This window comes from Roseibium aquae (assembly GCF_008711285.1).
GTDB classification, from domain to species: domain Bacteria; phylum Pseudomonadota; class Alphaproteobacteria; order Rhizobiales; family Stappiaceae; genus Roseibium; species Roseibium aquae.
The window spans coordinates 42,922-61,820 of record NZ_VXDC01000015.1; the positions used below are offsets into that span (position 1 = coordinate 42,922).

The following is an 18,899-nucleotide window of genomic DNA, read 5'->3' on the forward strand; positions in this document are numbered from 1 at the left end:
ATGGTCGATATTCTGAAAAAGATCGAGACCTACAAGCGCGCGGAGATCGCGGCGGCGAAGGACGCCGTGCCGCTGGCCGAACTGAAGGCCAGGTGCCAGGACGTGAGCCCGCCGCGCGGCTTCCACACCGCCTTGAAGGCGAAGATCAATGCCGGGCAATATGCGCTGATCGCCGAAATCAAGAAGGCCAGCCCCTCCAAGGGGCTGATCCGCGCGGACTTCGATCCGCCCGGGCTGGCCCGGGCCTATGAGGCCGGGGGGGCCGCCTGCTTGTCGGTCTTGACCGACACCCCCTCCTTTCATGGCCAGCCCGCGTTTTTAGGCGCAGCCCGCGATGCCGTCTCCCTTCCCGCTCTGCGCAAGGATTTTCTCTACGACACCTACCAGGTTCATGAAGCAAGGGCCTGGGGCGCCGATTGCATTTTGATCATACTGGCGGCGGTCGGCGATGCCACGGCAAAGGCGTTGGAAGAAACCGCGTTCGAACTGGGCATGGATGTGTTGCTGGAAGTGCATGACGCGGCCGAACTGGAGCGCGCCCTCGACCTGAACAGTCCGCTTGTCGGCATCAACAACCGGAACTTGCGAAATTTCGAGACGCGGTTGGAGACGAGCGAAACGCTGGCCCCGATGGTCCCCACCGACTGCCTGGTGATTGGCGAATCCGGCCTGTTCACGCCGGACGACCTAGCGCGCATGGCAAGGGTCGGGATCTCGGCCTTCCTGATCGGGGAAAGCCTGATGCGCCAGGACGATGTGGCCGGCGCCACACGCGCGCTCCTGGCGAATCCTTCCCTGTCAGCGACATCATGAGGCAGCCCATGACCAGCGGCCCGAAACTGACCCATATCGATGCATCCGGCGCGGCCAACATGGTGGACGTGACCGACAAGGATATCACCGACCGCTTTGCCGTGGCCGAGGGCCGGGTCAAGATGCATCCCGAAACGCTCGAACTGATCTGCTCGGGAAGCGCAAAGAAGGGCGATGTTCTGGCAACCGCCCGTCTTGCCGGTATCATGGCGGCCAAACGGACCCATGAGCTGATCCCACTCTGTCATCCCTTGATGCTGTCCAAGATCGGCGTCGAGATCGAGCCCGACGAGACCCTTCCCGGTTTGCGCGTGCGCGCGACCACCAAGGTGACCGGCAAGACCGGCGTGGAGATGGAAGCGCTCACCGCCTGCACCGTCGCATGCCTGACCATCTACGACATGGCCAAGGCCGTCGATCGTTTCATGGAAATCGGCGAGATCCGGATGGTCGAAAAATCCGGCGGAAAGTCCGGCCATTGGCACAATGACACACCGGTGCCGGACAGCGCACCGCGCGGAACCTGATCCCGATGAGCCTGATGCCGGTTTCCGAAGCCCTGAAGCGGTTGCTCGACGGCGTTGATCCGCTCGGCACCGAATGGACCGACCTGGCACAGGCGAACGGGCGCACGCTTGCAACGGATCTGGTCTCGACCCGCACGCAGCCGCCCTTCGCCGCCTCCGCCATGGATGGCTACGCGGTCCGGCATGAGGACACGACCCAACCGGCGGCCCGGTTGAAAGTGATCGGCGAAGCGCCCGCTGGACATGCCTTTTCCGGGGTCGTGGGACCGGGGGAAACCGTTCGCATCTTCACCGGCGCCCCGCTGCCGGAGGGCGCCGACACGATCCTGATCCAGGAAAATGCCGAGCGGTCCGGGGACAGCATCCTGGTGCGGGAGGCGCCCTTGAAAGGCGTCTTCGTCCGGCCTGCGGGGCTGGATTTCGCCGAAGGCGAAACGCTGATTTGCGCGCCGAAGCGGCTGAATTACAGGGATCTGGCTCTGGCCGCGGCGATGAACCATGCCCGCCTGCCGGTCAGACGGCGGCCAAAGGTCGCCATACTCGCCACCGGCGACGAACTGGTCCGGCCGGGCGGCGATCCAAGGCCGGATCAGATCATCGCCTCGAACCATGCGGGCATTACCGCGCTGGTGGAGGACTGCGGCGGATCTCCGCTTGATCTGGGCATTTCGAAGGACGATCCGGTGGAGCTGGCCGGCCATATCCGCCGTGCCATCGAGGCAAGGGCCGATGTTCTGGTTACCCTCGGCGGGGCGTCCGTGGGCGATCATGACCTCGTTCAGGAGGTTCTTGGAGCCGAAGGCATGGACCTCGCCTTCTGGCGCATCGCCATGCGCCCCGGCAAGCCGCTGATGGCGGGCCGTCTGGGCCAGACAAAGGTGCTGGGCCTTCCGGGCAATCCGGTCTCGAGCCTGGTGTGCAGCCTTCTGTTTCTAAAGCCCCTCATCGCCCGGATGAACGGCCTTCCAGACGAAAACGCCGGTGAGCGGGATGGGGTGCTGGGAGCAGATCTCGGTCCCAACGACCGCCGGCAGGATTATGTGCGGGCCGTCCTGGAGACCCGGGCCGGCGGTGCCCTGGTTGTCACCCCCTTTGCCAAGCAGGACAGTTCGATGCTGGCGCTTCTGGCGAGATCCGGCGCCCTGATCGTCCGCCCACCGCACGCGCCAGCGGCAAAAGCCGGCGAAACGGTGCGCTTCTTGCCGCTATAGACGGCCCCCACAACAGCCGCGGCCCCGGTCCGCCGATTGGGATCCACAAGTCCCGAACAATCAAAAAAGGCCGCCCGAAGACGGCCTTTCCAATCTCTTCTTGGGCGCCTCTCAGCCGGCGGCCGCAACGGCGCGCTTGGCCATGACCGTCACCAGGTTCGCCCGGTAGGCGTTTGAGCCATGGATGTCGGACAAGAGCCCGTCGGCATCGACAGAGATGCCGGCCACCGCTTCCGGCGTGAAATTGGCGGCGAGCGCCGCTTCCATTTCCGCGCTGCGGAACACGCCATTCTGTCCGGCGCCCGTGACTGCGACCCGGACGGTACCGTCCCCATGCCGGGCAACAAAGACACCGGCCATGGCGTAGCGGGAGGCCGGGTTGGGGTATTTGGCATAGGCCGACTTTTCCGCCACCGGAAAAGACACGGACAGAACGATCTCGTCCTCATCAAGCGCGGTCTCGAACATGCCCGTGAAGAACTCCTCGGCGGACAGCTTGCGCTTTGTCGTCGATATGGTCGCGTTCAACGCCACCAGCGCCGACGGGTAATCGGCCGCCGGATCGTTGTTGGCGATCGAACCTCCGAGCGTGCCCATGTGACGAACGGCCGGATCGCCAATCCCGCCGGCGAGCTTGGCAAGTCCGGGGATCCGGGCCTTGACCAGATCGGAGCCTGCGACTTCGGCATGGGTTGTGGCGGCCCCGATCGAGATGGCGTTGCCATCCTCGCAGATGCCGTGCATGTCGGCGATCCGGCTGACATCGATCAGGTCGCTGGGCGCGGCCAGACGCTGTTTCATGGTCGGCAAAAGAGTTTGACCGCCGGACAGGATCTTCGGGTCATCAGCGCCGCCCAAAAGCGCGACTGCATTTTCGACACTCTCGGCGCGGTGATAGGTCGTTTCATACATTTACTGGGTCTCCCCGTTCCGGTCCGCCGCACCGCGTTTGGGCGGTGGGCAGGACCTTGACTTTAAAGTTCTTATTCGGCGGCCATTTTCATCTGGGCCCGGCAGAGCTGCCACACTTTTTCAGGTGTCGCCGGCATGTCCAGGGCGTTGTTTTCGATGGCATCCGTGATGGCGTTGATCACCGCGGGCGGAGAACCGATGGCCCCCGCCTCACCGCAGCCCTTCATGCCCAGCGGGTTGCCCGGACACAGCGTCTCATGGGTCGACAACTGGAACTGCGCCGGAAGATCATCCGCGCGCGGCATGCAGTAATCCATGTAGGACGCGGTGATCAGCTGGCCGCTGTCATCATAGGTGGCGTTTTCCAGAAGCGCCTGGCCGATGCCCTGGGTCAGTCCGCCATGCACCTGGCCTTCGACGATCATCGGATTGATGATCTTTCCGAAATCGTCGGCGGCGACGAAATCGATGATCTCCGTCTTGCCGGTTTCCGGGTCGACTTCCACCTCGCAGATATAGGTGCCTGCCGGGAAGGTGAAGTTGGTCGGATCGTAAAACGCTCCCTCCTTCAAGCCCGGCTCCATGCCCTCGGGCAGATTGTGGGCGGTGTAGGCGGCCAGAGCCACCTCCGTGAAGGAAAGTTTCTTGTCGGTACCGGCCACTTTGAGCTCGCCGCCCTCGATCTGGATGTCGCCTTCGGCGGCCTCCATGAGATGAGCGGCGATTTTCTTGGCCTTGGCTTCGACCTTGTCGAGCGCCTTGACAATGGCGGACATGCCGACCGCGCCGGACCGGGAACCATAGGTTCCCATGCCGAACTGAACCTTGTCGGTGTCGCCGTGAACGATGGAAACCGCATCCATATCAAGGCCGAAACGCTCGGAAATCAGCTGGGCGAATGTCGTCTCGTGCCCTTGGCCATGGCTGTGCGACCCCGTCAGAACCTCGATCGTTCCAACCGGATTGACCCGCACCTCGGCCGATTCCCACAAGCCGACGCCGGCCCCCAGCGATCCGACGGCCGCTGACGGTGCGATCCCGCAGGCTTCGATATAGCAGGAGAACCCGATGCCACGCAGCTTGCCACGGCTGGCGGCCTCCGCCTTGCGGGCCGGGAAACCGGCGTAGTCGATTGCCTTCATCGCGGCGTCGAGCGTCGTGTCATAATCGCCGGCGTCGTAGCACATGATGACCGGCGTCTGATGGGGGAAGGACCTGATGAAGTTCTTGCGGCGGAACTCGGCCGGATCCATGCCGATTTCACGGGCCGCCGTCTCCATCATGCGCTCGAGGAGATAGGTCGCCTCCGGCCGGCCCGCGCCGCGATACGCATCGACAGGCACGGTGTTGGTGTAGACCGCCTTCACATTCGCGTGGATCGCCGGAATGTTGTATTGGCCCGACAGAAGCGTCGCGTAGAGATAAGTCGGCACGGACGACGAGAACAACGACATGTAGGCGCCGAGATTGGCGACCGTCTTGACCCGCAGGCCGGTGATGTTGTGGTCCGCGTCCAGCGCCATCTCGGCGACCGAACGGTGGTCGCGGCCATGAGCGTCGGTGAGGAACGCCTCGGTCCTGTCGCAGACCCATTTCACCGGCCGCCCGACCCGCTTGGACGCCCACAGGCACACCATCTCTTCGGGGTAGATATAGATCTTGGACCCGAAGCCACCGCCGACATCGGGGGCGATCACCCGGAGTTTGTGCTCGGGTGCCACATTGTAGAATGCGGACAGAACGAGGCGCGCGACATGCGGGTTCTGCGACGTCGTATAGAGCGTATAGTGCTCTTCCGCCGTGTCGTAGACCGCAAGGGCCGCACGCGGCTCCATGGGGTTCGGCGCCAGGCGGTTGTTGTGGATCTCCATCGTGGTGACATGAGCAGCGCTGTCGAAGGCGGCATTGGCCGCCGCTTCGTGACCGATCTCCCAGTCATAGATGAGGTTGTTCGGCGCTTCCGGGTGAAGCTGCGGCGCGCCCTCTTCCAAGGCTGCGACCGGATCGATCACCGCATCCAGTTCCTCATACTCGACCATCACCGCTTCGGCCGCGTCCTTGGCCTGGGCGGCGGTGTCGGCCACAACGACGGCCACGGCCTGCCCCACGTGACGCACGATTTCGGGCTCAAGGGCGCGCCAAGCGCCCATGTTCATCGGGGAGCCGTCCTTGGAATGAATCATCCAGCCGCAGATCAGATTGCCGATGCCGTCGCCCACAAGCTGCTCGCCCGTCAGCACGGCATCCACGCCGGGCATATCGAGCGCCGCGCTGGCATCGATCGACACGATCTTCGCATGAGCATGCGGGGAGCGGACGAAGGCCGCGTAGCCCATGCCCGGCACCGTCATGTCGTCAGTGTATTTTCCCTTGCCCGTGATGAAGCGCTTGTCTTCCTTGCGCCTGGCGCGCGCACCAATGCCTTCAACGCCCATAGTCTCTCTCCCATAATCTTCCCGCTGGGCCGGACCCCGTCCGGTCGGCCGGAACGGAACGCAGTGCGTTCCACCCACTCAAGCGCGGACTGTACCCGGCCCGGCTATCCGCCGGCCGGCCTTCGCAGTCCGAACGCCGCGCCCTGTGACGGCCCGCAACGGTGCCATTCGATTGCCCGGTCACCTCCTCATCGGACCGGATCGGCACCCGCAGCGGGTTCGCGCGGCCTTTTCCCTATTCGGCGGCTTGCTGCATCCCGGCCATCTCGTCGGAGGCCGCCTTGATCGCCTTCACGATGTTCTGATAGCCGGTGCACCGGCAGATATTGCCCTCAAGCTCGTGCCGGATGGTCTTTTCGTCGAGGTTTCCAGGTCCATACCGGTTGATCATGTCCACCGCGCTCATGATCATGCCTGGGGTGCAGAAGCCGCATTGCAAGCCGTGATGCTCCCGGAAAGCGGCTTGAACCGGATGAAGGTTGGCCCCATTCGCCAATCCCTCGATGGTCACAACATCCGCGCCATCGGCCTGGACGGCCAGAAGCGTGCAGGACTTCACCGCCTTGCCGTTCACATGCACAACACAGGCGCCGCATTGCGACGTGTCGCAACCGACATGCGTTCCCGTGAGATTTCGGGTTTCCCGGATGAAGTTCACAAGCAGGGTGCGGTCCTCCACCTGGCCGCTCACCTTCTTGCCGTTCACACTCATGGATACGTGTGCCATAGGTCTCCTCTCCCAGTGTTCGGGCGGTTCGCGTCCAGCCCGATTGTTTTCCGAACCGGCGGCGGGGCCGCCGGCAATCCGACTTACGACATCAAGGCCAACACAATGATCAAGGCGCCGAGTGCGACGAGGCCCCAAACCATCGGGCCGCCATAGGCGCCCTTCCCGGCAGCAACCTCGAGTTTCTCCTCAGCCTTGTGATAGCCTTCCTCGACATCGTGCAGAGCGTCTTCCGCCTTGTGGTAGACCTCCTCAACTGCGTGCTCTACAGCCGCCTCGGCATCGTGCAGAGCATTTACGGCATCCTCCGGCAGATGCTCTGTCGCAATCCGCTTGGCCTCCGAAGCGACCCCGGGGTCGAGAGTATCCTGCTGCGCGCCCGACGCACCCACTTTCTCCGAGAACGAACCGAAAAACTCGTCAGCCATTTTTCGCGCCGTGGAGTCAATCAGGCGGCTACCGAGCTGGGCCAGCTTGCCGCCGACCTGGGCTTTGGCCGTATAGGTGAGAACGGTCTCATCGCCTTCTTGCGTCAGATGCACACCGGCCGAGCCCTTCGCGAAACCCGCCACACCGCCCTTCCCTTCACCAACGATGGTATAGCTCTCCGGCGGATTGAGATCCTGCAGCGTGACTGTGCCTTTGAACTTGGCCTTGACCGGCCCGATCTTCGATGTCACGGCGGCCTGCATTTCCGTCGGGCTGGTCATTTCCAGTGACTCGCAACCCGGGATGCATTCCCGCAGGATATCGGGATCGTTCAGGGCTTTCCAGACCTCCTCCCGGGGCGCCGGAATCCGGTAGGTTCCCTCCATGTCCATGGCGGCGATGTCTCCCTCTTTCCCGTCGTTTCAAGCAAGGCCCGCTCCGGACGTAGACCCTTTGCAATGAACGACTTGTACCGTTGCTCACACTGTTGGACGGCCCGCGAATTTTTGCAAGGGGGTTTTCCGGGCGATCTGGGATGCCGCAAAGCCGATGGCGCCGCAAACGGCGGATCGACACCGCCGTGAAGACCCTTGTCATCTAGCGGTCTATCATTCCAAGCCAATGCGTCAGGGCAGCGCTGACCTCCTCAGGGCGCTCCAGCGTTGGCAAGTGGCCCGCGCCCTCAATGATGACCAGACGCGACCCGTCGATCAGCTTATGCATCAATTCATGCCGTTCAATGGGACAAAGCCGGTCATCCGCGCCCATCAGGATCAGCGTTGGCACCTTGACCGCTTGCAAGGAAGCCCGCTGATCGGGCCGGGTCTGCAGCGCGCGGGATTGGCGGACAAAAACCTCCGGCCCGAGATCTACAGCCATCGTCATGCAAAGGTCCAGTATCTCCCGCCGCCGGGGGCCGGAGGCCAGATAGTTGGGTTTCAGCTCGTTGCGCACGACCGACCGCAAATGCCCGGACAGCACCTTTTCGATTTGCGGCTCCCGCTTCGCCTTGACCGTCTCCAGTTCCGGGCAGGGGTTGGTATCCAGAAGCGCCAGGCCTGCCACACGGTCCGGCGCCTTGCGGATCACCTCCATGGCCACGATGCCGCCCATGGACAGACCCGCAAGGGCGAACCGCGGTGGAGCATGCTCAAGGACGCTGATCGCAAGCGCCTCAATGCTCGCCTGACCCGTGATCGGCGCACAATGGAGCGTACGGGTGCCGGAAAAGGCCGCGATCTGCGGCCCGAACAAGCGGGCATCGCACATCATGCCGGGCAGCAGGACCAGGGGTGTCACGCCCGTTGTCCCGCAATGGCCGCCCCCTCCGACAGCGCGGCAAGTTTGGCATAGGCGATTTCCGGATCCACAGCCCCGAACCCCGCAAATGTGCCGAACCCGCAATCGGATCCGGCAATCACACGGTCCGCGCCCACGATCCCGATGAACCGGTCGAGGCGCTGAGCGACCACTTCCGGGTGCTCGACAAAGTTGGTGGTGGTATCGACAACGCCCGGCACCAGGATCTTGTCGTCGGGAATCTCGGTCTTCCGGTCGCGGAACACGGTCCATTCATGAGCATGGCGGGGATTGGAGGTTTCGAACAAGACGTATCGCGCCCGGGCGGACATGAGGGTCGAAAACACCTTGTCCATGCCGATATCGCAGACATGCGGGCCTTCATAATTGCCCCAGCAGATGTGAATGCGCACCTTCGCCGGATCGACATTTTCAAGCGCGTGGTTGAGCGCCTCGACATGGGATGCCGCGATCTTCACAAACTCGTCATCGCTGAGATCGTTGAAAAGCATGTGCCGGGACAGGGCCAGATCCGGACAGTCAAGCTGCAGATCAAGGCCCGCCCCGACGATCGCCTCGTACTCGGCCCGCATGGCGTCCGCCAAAGCTGCCAGATAGGCAACCCGGCTCGGATAGAAATCGTTTTGCAGAAACAGCGAGATCACGCCAGGCGAGGCGGCATTCATGAAGCCACGGGGCGCGCCATGCGCAGTCATCGCGGCTTTCAAGTTGGCGATGTCCTTTTCGAGCTCGCCATTGTCTTTTGGCCTCACCTCTCCGGTGCACATCGGCCGGGCGTATTTTGGTGTGCCGCCGCTCTCCGCGAGGCGCTTCAAAAAGGTCGGGTAGAGCTTGAGATCCGCCGGCGCGTTGCGCGGGCTATCGCCGGAAAAGCCGGTGTAGCGATCCTTCACATAGGTCGCATAGGAAATCTTGGACGTCTCGCCATCGCTGACGATCGTCACGCCAGCGTCGACCTGCCGTTTGACCGTGCCGGACACTGCTTTGGTCATCGCCGCGTCGAATGCGGCTTGATCGCAGGGCTCTTGCCGCTCGCGCGCGAAGATGAAATCGACCACCTCCTGCGTCCGCGGCAGGGATCCCACGTGGGTCACCTCGATTTCCGGCATGGTCTTCCCCCTTCTTTGCTCTCATTGCATCGCAAACGGTATTGCGCTTTCAGTTCCCGGACACAGGCGCGGCGCCGGGGTGCCGGAACCGCGCGCCCGCCCTCATTCCAGGGCGCGATCCGGGCCGGGCCCTGTTCAGCGGGTCCAGGTCGGTCCGGCCGGATCATCGGTATTCATGACCCGGTAAAGGCTTGCCTCTCCGCTCATGGACGGGGCCAGACTGTGCTCAAGGCCGGGTGGAACCGCGCAGGTGTCGCCGGGGGCAAGGACAACGGCCTCCTTGCCCCAGCGGACGATCCAGTGTCCCCGCATGACCATGAGGACCTCGTGACGATCGGTCGTATACGGCGTTTCGGCGATGGACCCGCGCCTGAGCAGATCGACTTCAAAGCCGGGCCTGTCCTTGATGAGGCCATCTGCCCCGATCACCTTGCAGGGCTTGCCGTCCGCCAGCGCCATCATGTCCCAGTAGCGCGCGATATATTTGGACACGACTTCGTCGCTTCGCGGTTCGGGATAGGTTGCCAGTTCCCGATCCGTCAGGAGCGGCATGGGTCCAACACCGTCCGGCAGCGCCTCTCCCTTCTTGGTATCGTAAAGCACGCCATTTTCCCCCAGAACAAGGCCGTGCTCCCGGGCATCCTCGATCACCTGGGGGGCCCAGATCACCCCGCCGCCGGCATCTTCGCCGCCAAGGATCGCCATGATCATCCCGTAATCATCGCCGATGTTCTCAAATCCGCGGAAAATGCCGGTCGGGATGTTGAAGATGTCGCCTTCTTGCAGAACCACCTCCCCGGCCGTGCCCCAGCGGCCCCAGAAGAAGCGCCACCGGCCTTTGAGCACATAGAACACTTCGGCGGTGCGGTGCGAATGAAGAGAATTCCGGCACTTCGGCGGCTGCCCGGCCGCCCCGATATTGAAGCCGGGCGTTTCCTTGATGTGCACATGCTGGTCAGGACTTTCCGAGACCCCGCCGCCGATGATGGTGAAATTCTCTTTTTGATCCGATCCGGGCGTATGTGCATCGATAAAGGCCGTGCGGCAGGGTATCAGTTCGCCGTAACGCACGATTTGCGGAGCGGTCATTCTTTTTCCTCCTCCTGGAGCACCTCCTCACCAGATTGAAACGCTGCGCGATCAATCAAAGCCGGGAAAAGATGCCTGACACTCAAAATCGCGCGCAATTCCCGGTCCGGTCCCGCGCGATTGGCTCAACCGGTTTGCATGAGGATCTGCTTCCAGATCGCGGTTTCATCGAAAAGCACATACTCGCGGCGCAAGCCCCATGGACCGAACTCAGCGTGAGCGGCGCCCATGACATGAACATTTGCACCCGTGGGAGCGCCCAACAGTCCCCAACCGTCATGCTTGCCGTTCAGCGACCACCGCAGCGCAGCCCGCGGCGGCATCATGGGATCGTCCCGGCCGATCCGGTGTTCGATCGTGAACCGGGCAGACGGCAGGCTGGCGCGCAGCGCCATCCAGAACCGGTCGGCGTCACCGTGGGAAACACCGCTCTGTCCGCCCGGGTATTCCAGTTGGCAGGCCCTGTCATACTCCGCAGGGATCACCGCCATATCGGCTTTCATGATGCGGGACAGGACATCGGCGTATCGCAGGCCCCATTCATTGTCGTTGCCCTTCCCGGCATAGGGCCCGGGCTTGTCGATCCCGGGCGTGAACGGCTTCACGCAAGCCTCCGGCCCGCCTTCGCGCGCGATCAAATCGCGTGCGTAGTCCCTTGGCTCCCAGCCGAGTTGGCGCACAACCGCGCCCTGGTCGCGGATCAGCCACTCATCGTTGATCTGGTTGCCGATCGCATGGCAGTCGGCGATGATGCGATATGTCAGCCTCTTGCCGGTGGCCCGGCCATAGACCCCGTCGCCGGAATGGGTCGCCGTGGACAGGATCCGGTGCGAAGACAACATGCCGTCCTCTGGAGTGCCCGACCAGATCACATCCTCTCCAAACAGGGTTCTGTCCGGAAATTCGGCGAGCGTTGCCATGGTCGCTCCGATCACACCCCGGTTGCCCGTCACAACCGAGCCGGGCGAGCGGACAATAATGTCCTCGGTGTAATACTGGTGCAGGCTCGCGATCTTGCGCTGTTCCCAGATTTCCTGGGTGATCCCGATTATGTAACCGGGAAAATCCTGCCAGCGTGGCTCAAAGCCCTTCATAAGACCATCCTTCCGGTACCCGCGCCGAGCCGCGGATCATCAGCGGTCCATCAATCTCGATCTTGCGGACATCCCGGCTGCCCTCCTCAATCCAATCAAGCAAGGTCTTGACCGTCGCCTCGACCATTCGGCCAGAAGGTTGGCGGAGCGTTGTCAGGTCATAGGAAGGCCAGGCGGCCATGGGGACGTCGTCGTAGCCAACGACCGAAACCTCGCCGGGCACATCCAGCTTGAGTTCATGCTTCAAGGTGTCGAGGACGGCAAAGGCCATGTGATCGTTGCCGACGAAAATCGCGTCCGGCTTCACATCGCCCGCAAACATATCGCGCGCGGCCTGAGCCGCGATCTCGCGCCGGTACATGCCATCGATACAGGCAACAAGATCGAGCCCCTTCTCGCGCAGGCGGTCCTCGAACCCGTGGCGCCGGTCCCGGCCGGTGGACGACCCGCTCCACCCGGCGATATGCGCGATCCGGGTATGACCGCCGGCGATCAGGAAATCCGCGATCCGGCGGCCACCAATGTAGTTGTTGGATGTCACCTGGTTGAGGCGCTCGTCGTCCTGTCCGCGATTGAACAGCACGACCGGGACCCCGGCAGCAGCACACCGAGCCGCCAAGGCATTCGACATGGCAACCGACGCCGTGATGATCCCGTCGACCTGATAGTCGAGCAATTCCCCCATCACCTTCTCGGTTCCACTCTCGTCATTGGACACCATGAAGACGAGAATATGATAGCCGTGTGTTTGGAGGGCGTTGGACAGCCTTTCCAATGCATCGGGATAGAACTGATTGTCGAGATAGGCGACGACCAGGCCGATGATCCGCGACCGGCCAGTGATCAACGACCTTGCCAGGACATTGGGCCGGTAGCCCAGTTCCTCGGCCGCCTTCAGCACCTTTTCGGCCATTTTCGGGGAAACGGATGCCCCGGGCGTGAACACGCGGCTGACGGCGGACTGGCTGACACCGGCCCTTTTTGCCACATCGACTGAAGTGACCTTCTCGCTGGGCATCAATCCGCCGTCCAACCTCCGTCGACCAGAAGGGACGTTCCGGTCACGAGCGACGAGGCATCGCTCGCAAGATAGAGCACCGCGCCCATGATGTCCTCGACCGTGCCGGTCCGGCCAAGCTTGATCTTTTCCTCGATCCACTTGACACGGTCCGGGTTTTCGAATGTCGCCTCGGTGAAGGGCGTGCGGATAAAGGTCGGGCAGATGGTGTTGACCCGGATCTGCTTCGGTCCGAATTCCAGCGCCATGGCCTTGGTGAACCCTTCGACGGCAAACTTCGAGGCACAATAAACGGCCCGATCAAGGCCGCCGACATGCGCCATCTGGGACGACATGTTGATCAGCGAGCCGGGTCTGCCCGCGCTGATCAGCCCCTTGGCGACCGCTTGGGTCAGAAAGTAAGCGCCGCGCAGATTGAGGTTCATGACCGCATCGAAGTCTTCGGGCGTGGTTTCAAGTGCCGGGGAATGGCGCGCGACTCCGGCGCTGTTCACCAGGACATCGAAGGGACCGTGCTTCTCGACAGCCACTTGCACATCGAGAACATCGGCCACATTCATTTGAAGCACGGATGCATTCCAGCCCTTGGCGGTCATCGCGTCGACCGCTTCTTGCAGCTTGTCTGCCCGGCGGGCCGCAAGCACCACATCGCCTCCCGCTTCTGCCAAGGCAGAGGCACAGGCCAGCCCGATGCCAGAGGACGCACCGGTCACGAGAACCTTTTTGCCCTCCAGGGAAAACGTGGGCGACGTCGGCAAATCAATCATGTCAATGCAACTCCGGTCTCGGGATCAAAGCCTTGTCTCGCCTTGTTGAATTCCCGAAGGCGGTGGAACACGTCAACGCCTAATTGCCCAAAGACATCCAGAAGATCGACCAAGACCCAGTTTTCCCGGATCAAACCGTTTTCCACCCGCCAGAAATCAAGACTGCGCAGCGTGATGCGCTGGCCAGCCGCGGCGATCCCCAACCAGCCGTCATGCGAAACGGTCTGCAGCATGTTGGGCCAGCCCGTGACTGCGGCGTAATCGCGGTCGCCAAAGAAATGGTGGTTGGTGCCCTCGGTAGCCTGCCCCCGGTCAGGCATGGCGTTCAAAAACGGAATCTGGTGCCAGTTCCGGAAACCTCTAATCCCGCGTCCGGTACCGATGCCTGCCGGTCCGTACCAGCTCATGCGCGGATGCCAGAACCGGTCCAGTTCCATAATCTCCGCGCCCCCTTGCGAAGGGTGTTTCGTCATGAAGTTGAGCATTTCGATAATCAGCGCACAGGTTCGCGCGCCCGCCGCTTCATCGTGAGGACCCGGGACAATCCCATCTTGCGTGGCAGGGCCGGGCACTTGCCATTCACGGCCAAGGCTTGGCGCCATGGGCCAGGCGTCCGCCTGCATCATGACCTCGGGGAGGTCCCAGATCGCCTGGACCTCCACCACCTGGCTGTCGACGAACCTGTAGAACTCGTGAAAGCGCATGGCGGCCTGGTGGCCGGTCGGCGGGATGTCGAGCCACGGCTTTTCAAAACTTCCGGTGTACGTGCCACAACAGCCGACCCAGTGGTCCCCTTGGCCGGTGACCCCGGCCATCACCATGAAATCGCGCCGTTCCAGATCCGGGATGGCGTGCAGCAGCGGAGCGTAGGCCTTGTCATAAAAATTCCCGGGGCCGGTTATATCTCCGAAGGGATGGCACAACCGGAAGAGTGCATCGGGCGCGCAAAGAACCGCCAATGCCTCTCGGACGCCTTTTTCGGAAAAGTCGTACATCGCCGACCGCAACGGGGCGATCAGCGATTTGTGCCTGGTATGGGCATCGCCCGTCATGCACCCTCGACCTTCATGCCCCAGAAATCGATCATGACTTGCTCTTGATACGCTGGACGGGCGCACAACCGCTCGTAATAGGCCTTCAGGCCCGGGAACTCGGCGCGCTCGAACGGCAACTCGAAATAGCGGTACAGCAACCCGCCAATCTGGTAGTCCGCAAGGGTCAGATTCCCTCCGCCAAGAACCGCTCGCTCGATCAGGGCTTCCACGACCGTCATGACCTGCACCAGGGACGCTTCGGCCTGCCGGATCGCCGCGTGATCCCGTTCGCCGGCGGGCGTGCGGACAAATTGCAGGAATATGCAAGAGATCAATGCCGGATAGATGTGACCCCGTGCCATGTCCGCCCACCGCTCGATCTGGGCGGCCGCCATCGGGTCGGTGGGATGCCCACCGTATTTGCGCATCAAATACCGCAGGATCGTGGCGCACTCGGACAAGGACTGATCTCCGTCGGTCAGCGCCGGCACGAGACCTAACGGGCTCATGGCCCGGTACTCGTCCTTCCCCGTCCCGCCAAAGGGGCCGCCGACGTCAAGGCGCTCGAAGTCCAGACCGAGCTCTTGCAGGCACCAGGCGACCGGCTGGACATTGGCCGATGTAATCCGTCCGTGAAGTGTGATCATTCCGCAGCTTCTCCGTATGGTACGTTGCCGCCACCATAGCGGCGCACACGGATATTGGCCTGTTCGGCATGCCCGACAAAGCCCTCAAGCATGCAAAGCCGGGAACAATAAGCACCCATTTCAGCAGCGGCTTCATCGGTCAGGATCTTTTGGTAGGAATGGGTCTTCAAGAACTTGCCGACCCAGAGCCCGCCTGTGTACCGACCGGCTTTTTTCGTCGGCAGCGTGTGGTTGGTCCCGATCACCTTGTCACCATTCGCCACGTTTGTGCGCGGGCCCAGGAACAGCGCGCCATAGCACGTCATGTTGTCCAGGAACCAATCGTCCCGATCGGTCATCACCTGCACGTGTTCCGAAGCGATCTCATCCGCGACCGCCAGCATCTCGTCATAGCTGTCACACAGGATGACCTCGCCATAGTCTTCCCAAGATTTTCGCGCCGTTTCCGCGGTCGGCAGTATTTCGAGGAGCCGCTCTATTTCCGCCAGCGTTTCGGTGGCAAGCTTGCGGGAATTCGTGACCAGAACGGCCGGGGAGTTGTAACCATGTTCGGCTTGGCCCAGGAGATCCGTCGCGCACATTTCCGCATCGACCGTGTCGTCCGCGATGACCATGGTTTCCGTTGGTCCCGCGAATAGATCGATGCCCACACGTCCGAAAAGCTGGCGTTTGGCTTCGGCCACAAACGCATTGCCCGGCCCCACCAGCATGTGCACCGGATCGATGGTTTCCGTACCGATGGCCATGGCGCCCACGGCCTGAATGCCGCCGAGCACATAAATCTCGTGCGCGCCGCCCAAATGCATCGCCGCGATCACGGCCGGGTTCGGCGCACCTTTGAAGGGCGGTGTCGCGGCGATGATCCTCGGCACCCCGGCAACCGACGCGGTGGCGACAGACATGTGCGCCGAGGCGACCATCGGAAACTTGCCGCCCGGAACATAGCATCCGACCGACCGCACGGGGATGTTTTTGTGCCCCAGAATCACCCCCGGCAGCGTCTCGACTTCGATGTCCGTCATCGAATCGCGTTGCGCTTGCGCAAACTTGCGCACCTGCTCTTGCGCGAACTTGATGTCGTCCATATCGCGCCCGGACACCTGGTTCATCAGCGCTTCGATCTCGGACGCGTTGAGGCGGAAATTCTCAGGGGCATAGCCATCGAATTTCTCGGACAATTCGCGCACAGCCGCATCACCGCGCGCCTCGATCTCGGACAAGGTGGCCTCGACGACCGCCCGGACCTTGGCATCGTCTTCCGACCGTTCCGCTTCCGGCTTGCCGCGCTTCAGATAGTCAACCGCCATGTTCCGTCCCTTTGGCCTGTGCCTCCGGCAATGGGAGGCCATCTCTTATCGTCTCAATTTGCATACCTATGCAATGCGTTCAAGTCCTCTTTGTCGCCTCTGTTCCAACCTTCGATCTTCCAGACAGTCTCAGGACGCTGGAAACGGTGGGATGCGCTCCCTTCGGTGTTGTTCCCTCTCACGCAGGTCCCGTCCGCGCTAACCTTTCACGGCCCCAGCCGTCAGACCGGACACGATCTGACGCTGGAAAATCATGACCAGCAGAAACAACGGGGCCGTTGCCGACACGACGGCCGCCACGGCGAACATGACGTTGCCTTCGGTGTAGGTCGTGCCCAGAAACGCCGCGATCTGCGGGACCATGGTCCGATTCTGTTCGTTCAGCAGCATCGCCGTCACGGCGAAATCATTGTAGGCCAGAAGAAAACTGAAAAGGCCGGTGGTGATCACTCCTGGCCACATCACGGGAATGATCACGTAGCGAAAGGCCTGAAACTGGGTGCAGCCATCGACCTTTGCGCTCTCGTCAAGCTCTTTTGGGATCTTCTGGAAAAAGGAATGAAGCATCCACAGAGTGAATGGCTGGTTGATTGCAACCAGCACAATGATGGCGGTCGGGAGATATCCCCACAGGTTCCATTGAAAAAACGGAGGCAGATAACCGGATACGAGTGTGATCGGCGGCATCGCCCGGAAAATAAGCGCGGCGATCAGCAGCCAGAACACATAATTGTGGCCGGACCGGCTCAGGGCATACCCGCCCAGTGTCCCGATCGTCAGGGACGTCACGACCACGAAGAAACAAACAAGGAAGGAGTTGATCGCCGCGCGCCAAAACTCTTCCTGAACCCAGGCGCCATTGTAGCCGGCGCCGGTGAACGCACGTCCATGGGTCTCACGGGTGAGATCCCCGGTACGCGCATTGGTCCAGTCGGCGATCGAGAAGAAGTCCAGTTCGACCTTGAAGGACCCCCACAATGTCCAGAAGAACGGAAACGCGGCCACCACAAGCCAAAGAAGAAGGAAAAGGCTCGAGGCAACTCGCAAGGAAGCCGGGGCGCGGCGGGCAAGTGATGTCATAGGATCACGCCTTCCCTTTGAAATCGCGCCACGTGCGCACCAGGACCGGCGACAAGAGGATCGCGACGCAGATGATCGTCAGGACCGACGTGGTGGCCGCCGCCGACAGCTGGTTGGTTTCCCCACCCAGATCGTTGAAAATGATCCATGAGAGCGAGGTCGCATGGGCGGATGCATTGAACCCGACAATCGGCTCGAACACCCGGAAATTATCCATCAACTGAATCAGGGCCACGAACGTCACCAGCGGCATCAGATGCGGCAGGATCACGTAGCGGACCTGCTCCCAGCGGGAGGCGCCGTCGATCTGGGCGCTTTCCAGGGTATCCTGCGGGACGGTCTGGAGCCCCGCGTAAAAGACGACAAAGGCGAAGGGCGCACTGTGCCAGATGCCGTAGACGATCAGGGCGATCCACATCAGCGGCGTTGACGCTTTTAGGGACAGGTCCGGATCATTGGCCAGATACTGGATCAGGGATCCAATGATCCCACGGCTGTCGATCATCCAAAACAGGATCAGCGACCCGATCAAGGGCGTGACGATCATTGGCAGCAGCGAAAAGAAGATCACGAGCCCCTTGATCCGCCGGTTGAGGGAATTGACCGCCAAGGCAATCACGAACCCGAGCAGGATCAACAGCGGGGTTACAACAAACGTGTAGGTCAGCGTGAAGGCCATGGCCCGGTAGAAGGGCAGATTGCCGAGTTTGCCGAGGAATGCGCCTAAACTCGCACTGTCACGCCAAGCCGAAGCGACCTCAGCCGTCGCAAGGTGGCCGCGGTCGAAATAAATCTCCAGACCCGCGAACCTGCCCCAGGGACGCTCGGCCCGCAGATCCTCGGTCGCCTTCTGGTCGATCACGATACTGGTCGTGCAGCCGAACGGACCGCAACTCTCCGTCTCCACGAGGACAGCCTCGTGCGGGACAAAAAACGATTGGATGACGACCGACACGATCGGCGCGGCAATGAACAAGAGCATTGCAAGCGCTGTCGGCAGAAAGAACCAGAAAAAGGTTCTGTGCTTCATGCTGTGCCCCGATCAGAACGGCGTGGAGGTTCGATGCGCCCGGAACCGCCGGGCGCATTCATGACGTGAGACCGATCAAAGGAAGCCTTTTTCCCGTGCCGCCGCGGTGTAGGCGGCCTCGACATCGCGAAGCGCGTCCTCGGCACTTTCACGCCCTTGCATGAAGTCTGTCAGCTCCGCGCCGAGCGCCGTGTGAGCTTTATGCCGAAGTCGGCATAAGTCGCATTATGCCGATGCCCGGATTATGCCGATGTAGGTCTGTAAGTCTTTGTTTCCGGAGGGGACCGCTGTGTCGGGGTCGGCATAATCAGAGGGCTTCGAGGAAGGCGAGGAGTTTGTCTGTCGGCCGG

18 protein-coding genes are annotated in these 18,899 nt (G+C 62.0%); 3 read left to right on the top strand and 15 right to left on the bottom strand.

From position 1 onward, the window contains the following. From trpC to F0184_RS18485, 3 genes are read left to right on the top strand one after another with little or no spacing between them, the layout of a single operon-like run. On the top strand, positions 1-813 hold the full coding sequence (trpC, locus tag F0184_RS18475) for an indole-3-glycerol phosphate synthase TrpC (protein ID WP_150497690.1): 813 nt from the start codon (positions 1-3) through the stop codon (positions 811-813). A gap of 8 nt (positions 814-821) precedes the next feature. Next, entirely contained in the window at positions 822-1,340 is a 519-nt protein-coding gene (moaC, locus tag F0184_RS18480) for a cyclic pyranopterin monophosphate synthase MoaC (protein WP_150497691.1), read from the top strand. Between the two features lie 5 nt (positions 1,341-1,345). Then, complete coding sequence (locus F0184_RS18485; protein WP_150497692.1) at positions 1,346-2,551, top strand: molybdopterin molybdotransferase MoeA; 1,206 nt, start codon at positions 1,346-1,348, stop codon at positions 2,549-2,551. A 111-nt stretch (positions 2,552-2,662) separates the two neighbouring features. On the opposite strand, the gene F0184_RS18490 is transcribed toward F0184_RS18485, so the two are convergent. The 15 genes from F0184_RS18490 to F0184_RS18560 all read right to left on the bottom strand — a co-directional run bounded on the left by F0184_RS18490 (position 2,663) and on the right by F0184_RS18560 (position 18,549). Continuing rightward, complete coding sequence (locus tag F0184_RS18490) at positions 2,663-3,463, bottom strand: FAD binding domain-containing protein (RefSeq protein WP_150497693.1); 801 nt, start codon at positions 3,461-3,463, stop codon at positions 2,663-2,665. A 71-nt stretch (positions 3,464-3,534) separates the two neighbouring features. Continuing rightward, positions 3,535-5,898 (bottom strand): xanthine dehydrogenase family protein molybdopterin-binding subunit, encoded by a 2,364-nt coding sequence (locus F0184_RS18495; RefSeq protein WP_150497694.1) that lies wholly within the window; start codon positions 5,896-5,898, stop codon positions 3,535-3,537. A gap of 235 nt (positions 5,899-6,133) precedes the next feature. Then, positions 6,134-6,625, bottom strand: a complete 492-nt coding sequence (locus F0184_RS18500) for a (2Fe-2S)-binding protein (RefSeq protein ID WP_150497695.1) — start codon at positions 6,623-6,625, stop codon at positions 6,134-6,136. 83 nt (positions 6,626-6,708) lie between these two features. Then, on the bottom strand, positions 6,709-7,446 hold the full coding sequence (locus tag F0184_RS18505) for an SRPBCC family protein (protein ID WP_150497696.1): 738 nt from the start codon (positions 7,444-7,446) through the stop codon (positions 6,709-6,711). 205 nt (positions 7,447-7,651) lie between these two features. Next, the gene (locus F0184_RS18510; RefSeq protein ID WP_150497697.1) at positions 7,652-8,353 is read right to left on the bottom strand and encodes an alpha/beta fold hydrolase; all 702 of its coding nucleotides are present in this window, start codon (positions 8,351-8,353) and stop codon (positions 7,652-7,654) included. Further along, positions 8,350-9,483 (bottom strand): cobalamin-independent methionine synthase II family protein, encoded by a 1,134-nt coding sequence (locus F0184_RS18515; RefSeq protein ID WP_150497698.1) that lies wholly within the window; start codon positions 9,481-9,483, stop codon positions 8,350-8,352. The genes F0184_RS18510 and F0184_RS18515 overlap by 4 nt, the downstream gene beginning before the upstream one ends. A 135-nt stretch (positions 9,484-9,618) precedes the next feature. Continuing rightward, on the bottom strand, positions 9,619-10,572 hold the full coding sequence (locus F0184_RS18520) for a cupin domain-containing protein (protein WP_150497699.1): 954 nt from the start codon (positions 10,570-10,572) through the stop codon (positions 9,619-9,621). Between the two features lie 125 nt (positions 10,573-10,697). Continuing rightward, positions 10,698-11,666 carry a nuclear transport factor 2 family protein gene (locus F0184_RS18525; protein WP_150497700.1) on the bottom strand — a complete coding sequence of 323 codons (969 nt, stop codon included), beginning with the start codon at positions 11,664-11,666 and terminating at the stop codon, positions 10,698-10,700. Continuing rightward, the gene (locus F0184_RS18530; protein ID WP_150497701.1) at positions 11,653-12,684 is read right to left on the bottom strand and encodes a LacI family DNA-binding transcriptional regulator; all 1,032 of its coding nucleotides are present in this window, start codon (positions 12,682-12,684) and stop codon (positions 11,653-11,655) included. Before F0184_RS18530 ends, F0184_RS18525 begins: the two co-directional genes overlap by 14 nt. Next, entirely contained in the window at positions 12,684-13,451 is a 768-nt protein-coding gene (locus tag F0184_RS18535; RefSeq protein ID WP_150497702.1) for an SDR family NAD(P)-dependent oxidoreductase, read from the bottom strand. Before F0184_RS18535 ends, F0184_RS18530 begins: the two co-directional genes overlap by 1 nt. Next, entirely contained in the window at positions 13,448-14,503 is a 1,056-nt protein-coding gene (locus tag F0184_RS18540) for an ester cyclase (RefSeq protein ID WP_150497703.1), read from the bottom strand. The genes F0184_RS18535 and F0184_RS18540 overlap by 4 nt, the downstream gene beginning before the upstream one ends. Next, on the bottom strand, positions 14,500-15,132 hold the full coding sequence (locus F0184_RS18545; RefSeq protein ID WP_150497704.1) for a glutathione S-transferase family protein: 633 nt from the start codon (positions 15,130-15,132) through the stop codon (positions 14,500-14,502). Before F0184_RS18545 ends, F0184_RS18540 begins: the two co-directional genes overlap by 4 nt. Then, the gene (hisD, locus tag F0184_RS18550; RefSeq protein WP_150497705.1) at positions 15,129-16,439 is read right to left on the bottom strand and encodes a histidinol dehydrogenase; all 1,311 of its coding nucleotides are present in this window, start codon (positions 16,437-16,439) and stop codon (positions 15,129-15,131) included. Before hisD ends, F0184_RS18545 begins: the two co-directional genes overlap by 4 nt. A 198-nt stretch (positions 16,440-16,637) precedes the next feature. Then, positions 16,638-17,519 carry a carbohydrate ABC transporter permease gene (locus F0184_RS18555; protein WP_150497706.1) on the bottom strand — a complete coding sequence of 294 codons (882 nt, stop codon included), beginning with the start codon at positions 17,517-17,519 and terminating at the stop codon, positions 16,638-16,640. 4 nt (positions 17,520-17,523) lie between these two features. Further along, entirely contained in the window at positions 17,524-18,549 is a 1,026-nt protein-coding gene (locus tag F0184_RS18560) for a carbohydrate ABC transporter permease (RefSeq protein WP_150497707.1), read from the bottom strand. Positions 18,550-18,899: the final 350 nt, after the last annotated feature.

Coding starts and splice junctions, on each gene's coding strand:
- F0184_RS18485 (WP_150497692.1), top strand. CDS start 1,346: ATGAGCCTGATGCCGGTTTCCGAAGCCCTGAAGCGGTTGCTCGACGGC.
- hisD (WP_150497705.1), bottom strand. CDS start 16,439: ATGGCGGTTGACTATCTGAAGCGCGGCAAGCCGGAAGCGGAACGGTCG.
- F0184_RS18490 (WP_150497693.1), bottom strand. CDS start 3,463: ATGTATGAAACGACCTATCACCGCGCCGAGAGTGTCGAAAATGCAGTC.
- F0184_RS18535 (WP_150497702.1), bottom strand. CDS start 13,451: ATGATTGATTTGCCGACGTCGCCCACGTTTTCCCTGGAGGGCAAAAAG.
- F0184_RS18515 (WP_150497698.1), bottom strand. CDS start 9,483: ATGCCGGAAATCGAGGTGACCCACGTGGGATCCCTGCCGCGGACGCAG.
- F0184_RS18495 (WP_150497694.1), bottom strand. CDS start 5,898: ATGGGCGTTGAAGGCATTGGTGCGCGCGCCAGGCGCAAGGAAGACAAG.
- F0184_RS18525 (WP_150497700.1), bottom strand. CDS start 11,666: ATGAAGGGCTTTGAGCCACGCTGGCAGGATTTTCCCGGTTACATAATC.
- F0184_RS18545 (WP_150497704.1), bottom strand. CDS start 15,132: ATGATCACACTTCACGGACGGATTACATCGGCCAATGTCCAGCCGGTC.
- F0184_RS18505 (WP_150497696.1), bottom strand. CDS start 7,446: ATGGACATGGAGGGAACCTACCGGATTCCGGCGCCCCGGGAGGAGGTC.
- F0184_RS18530 (WP_150497701.1), bottom strand. CDS start 12,684: ATGCCCAGCGAGAAGGTCACTTCAGTCGATGTGGCAAAAAGGGCCGGT.
- F0184_RS18540 (WP_150497703.1), bottom strand. CDS start 14,503: ATGACGGGCGATGCCCATACCAGGCACAAATCGCTGATCGCCCCGTTG.
- F0184_RS18555 (WP_150497706.1), bottom strand. CDS start 17,519: ATGACATCACTTGCCCGCCGCGCCCCGGCTTCCTTGCGAGTTGCCTCG.
- F0184_RS18520 (WP_150497699.1), bottom strand. CDS start 10,572: ATGACCGCTCCGCAAATCGTGCGTTACGGCGAACTGATACCCTGCCGC.
- trpC (WP_150497690.1), top strand. CDS start 1: ATGGTCGATATTCTGAAAAAGATCGAGACCTACAAGCGCGCGGAGATC.
- F0184_RS18560 (WP_150497707.1), bottom strand. CDS start 18,549: ATGAAGCACAGAACCTTTTTCTGGTTCTTTCTGCCGACAGCGCTTGCA.
- moaC (WP_150497691.1), top strand. CDS start 822: ATGACCAGCGGCCCGAAACTGACCCATATCGATGCATCCGGCGCGGCC.
- F0184_RS18500 (WP_150497695.1), bottom strand. CDS start 6,625: ATGGCACACGTATCCATGAGTGTGAACGGCAAGAAGGTGAGCGGCCAG.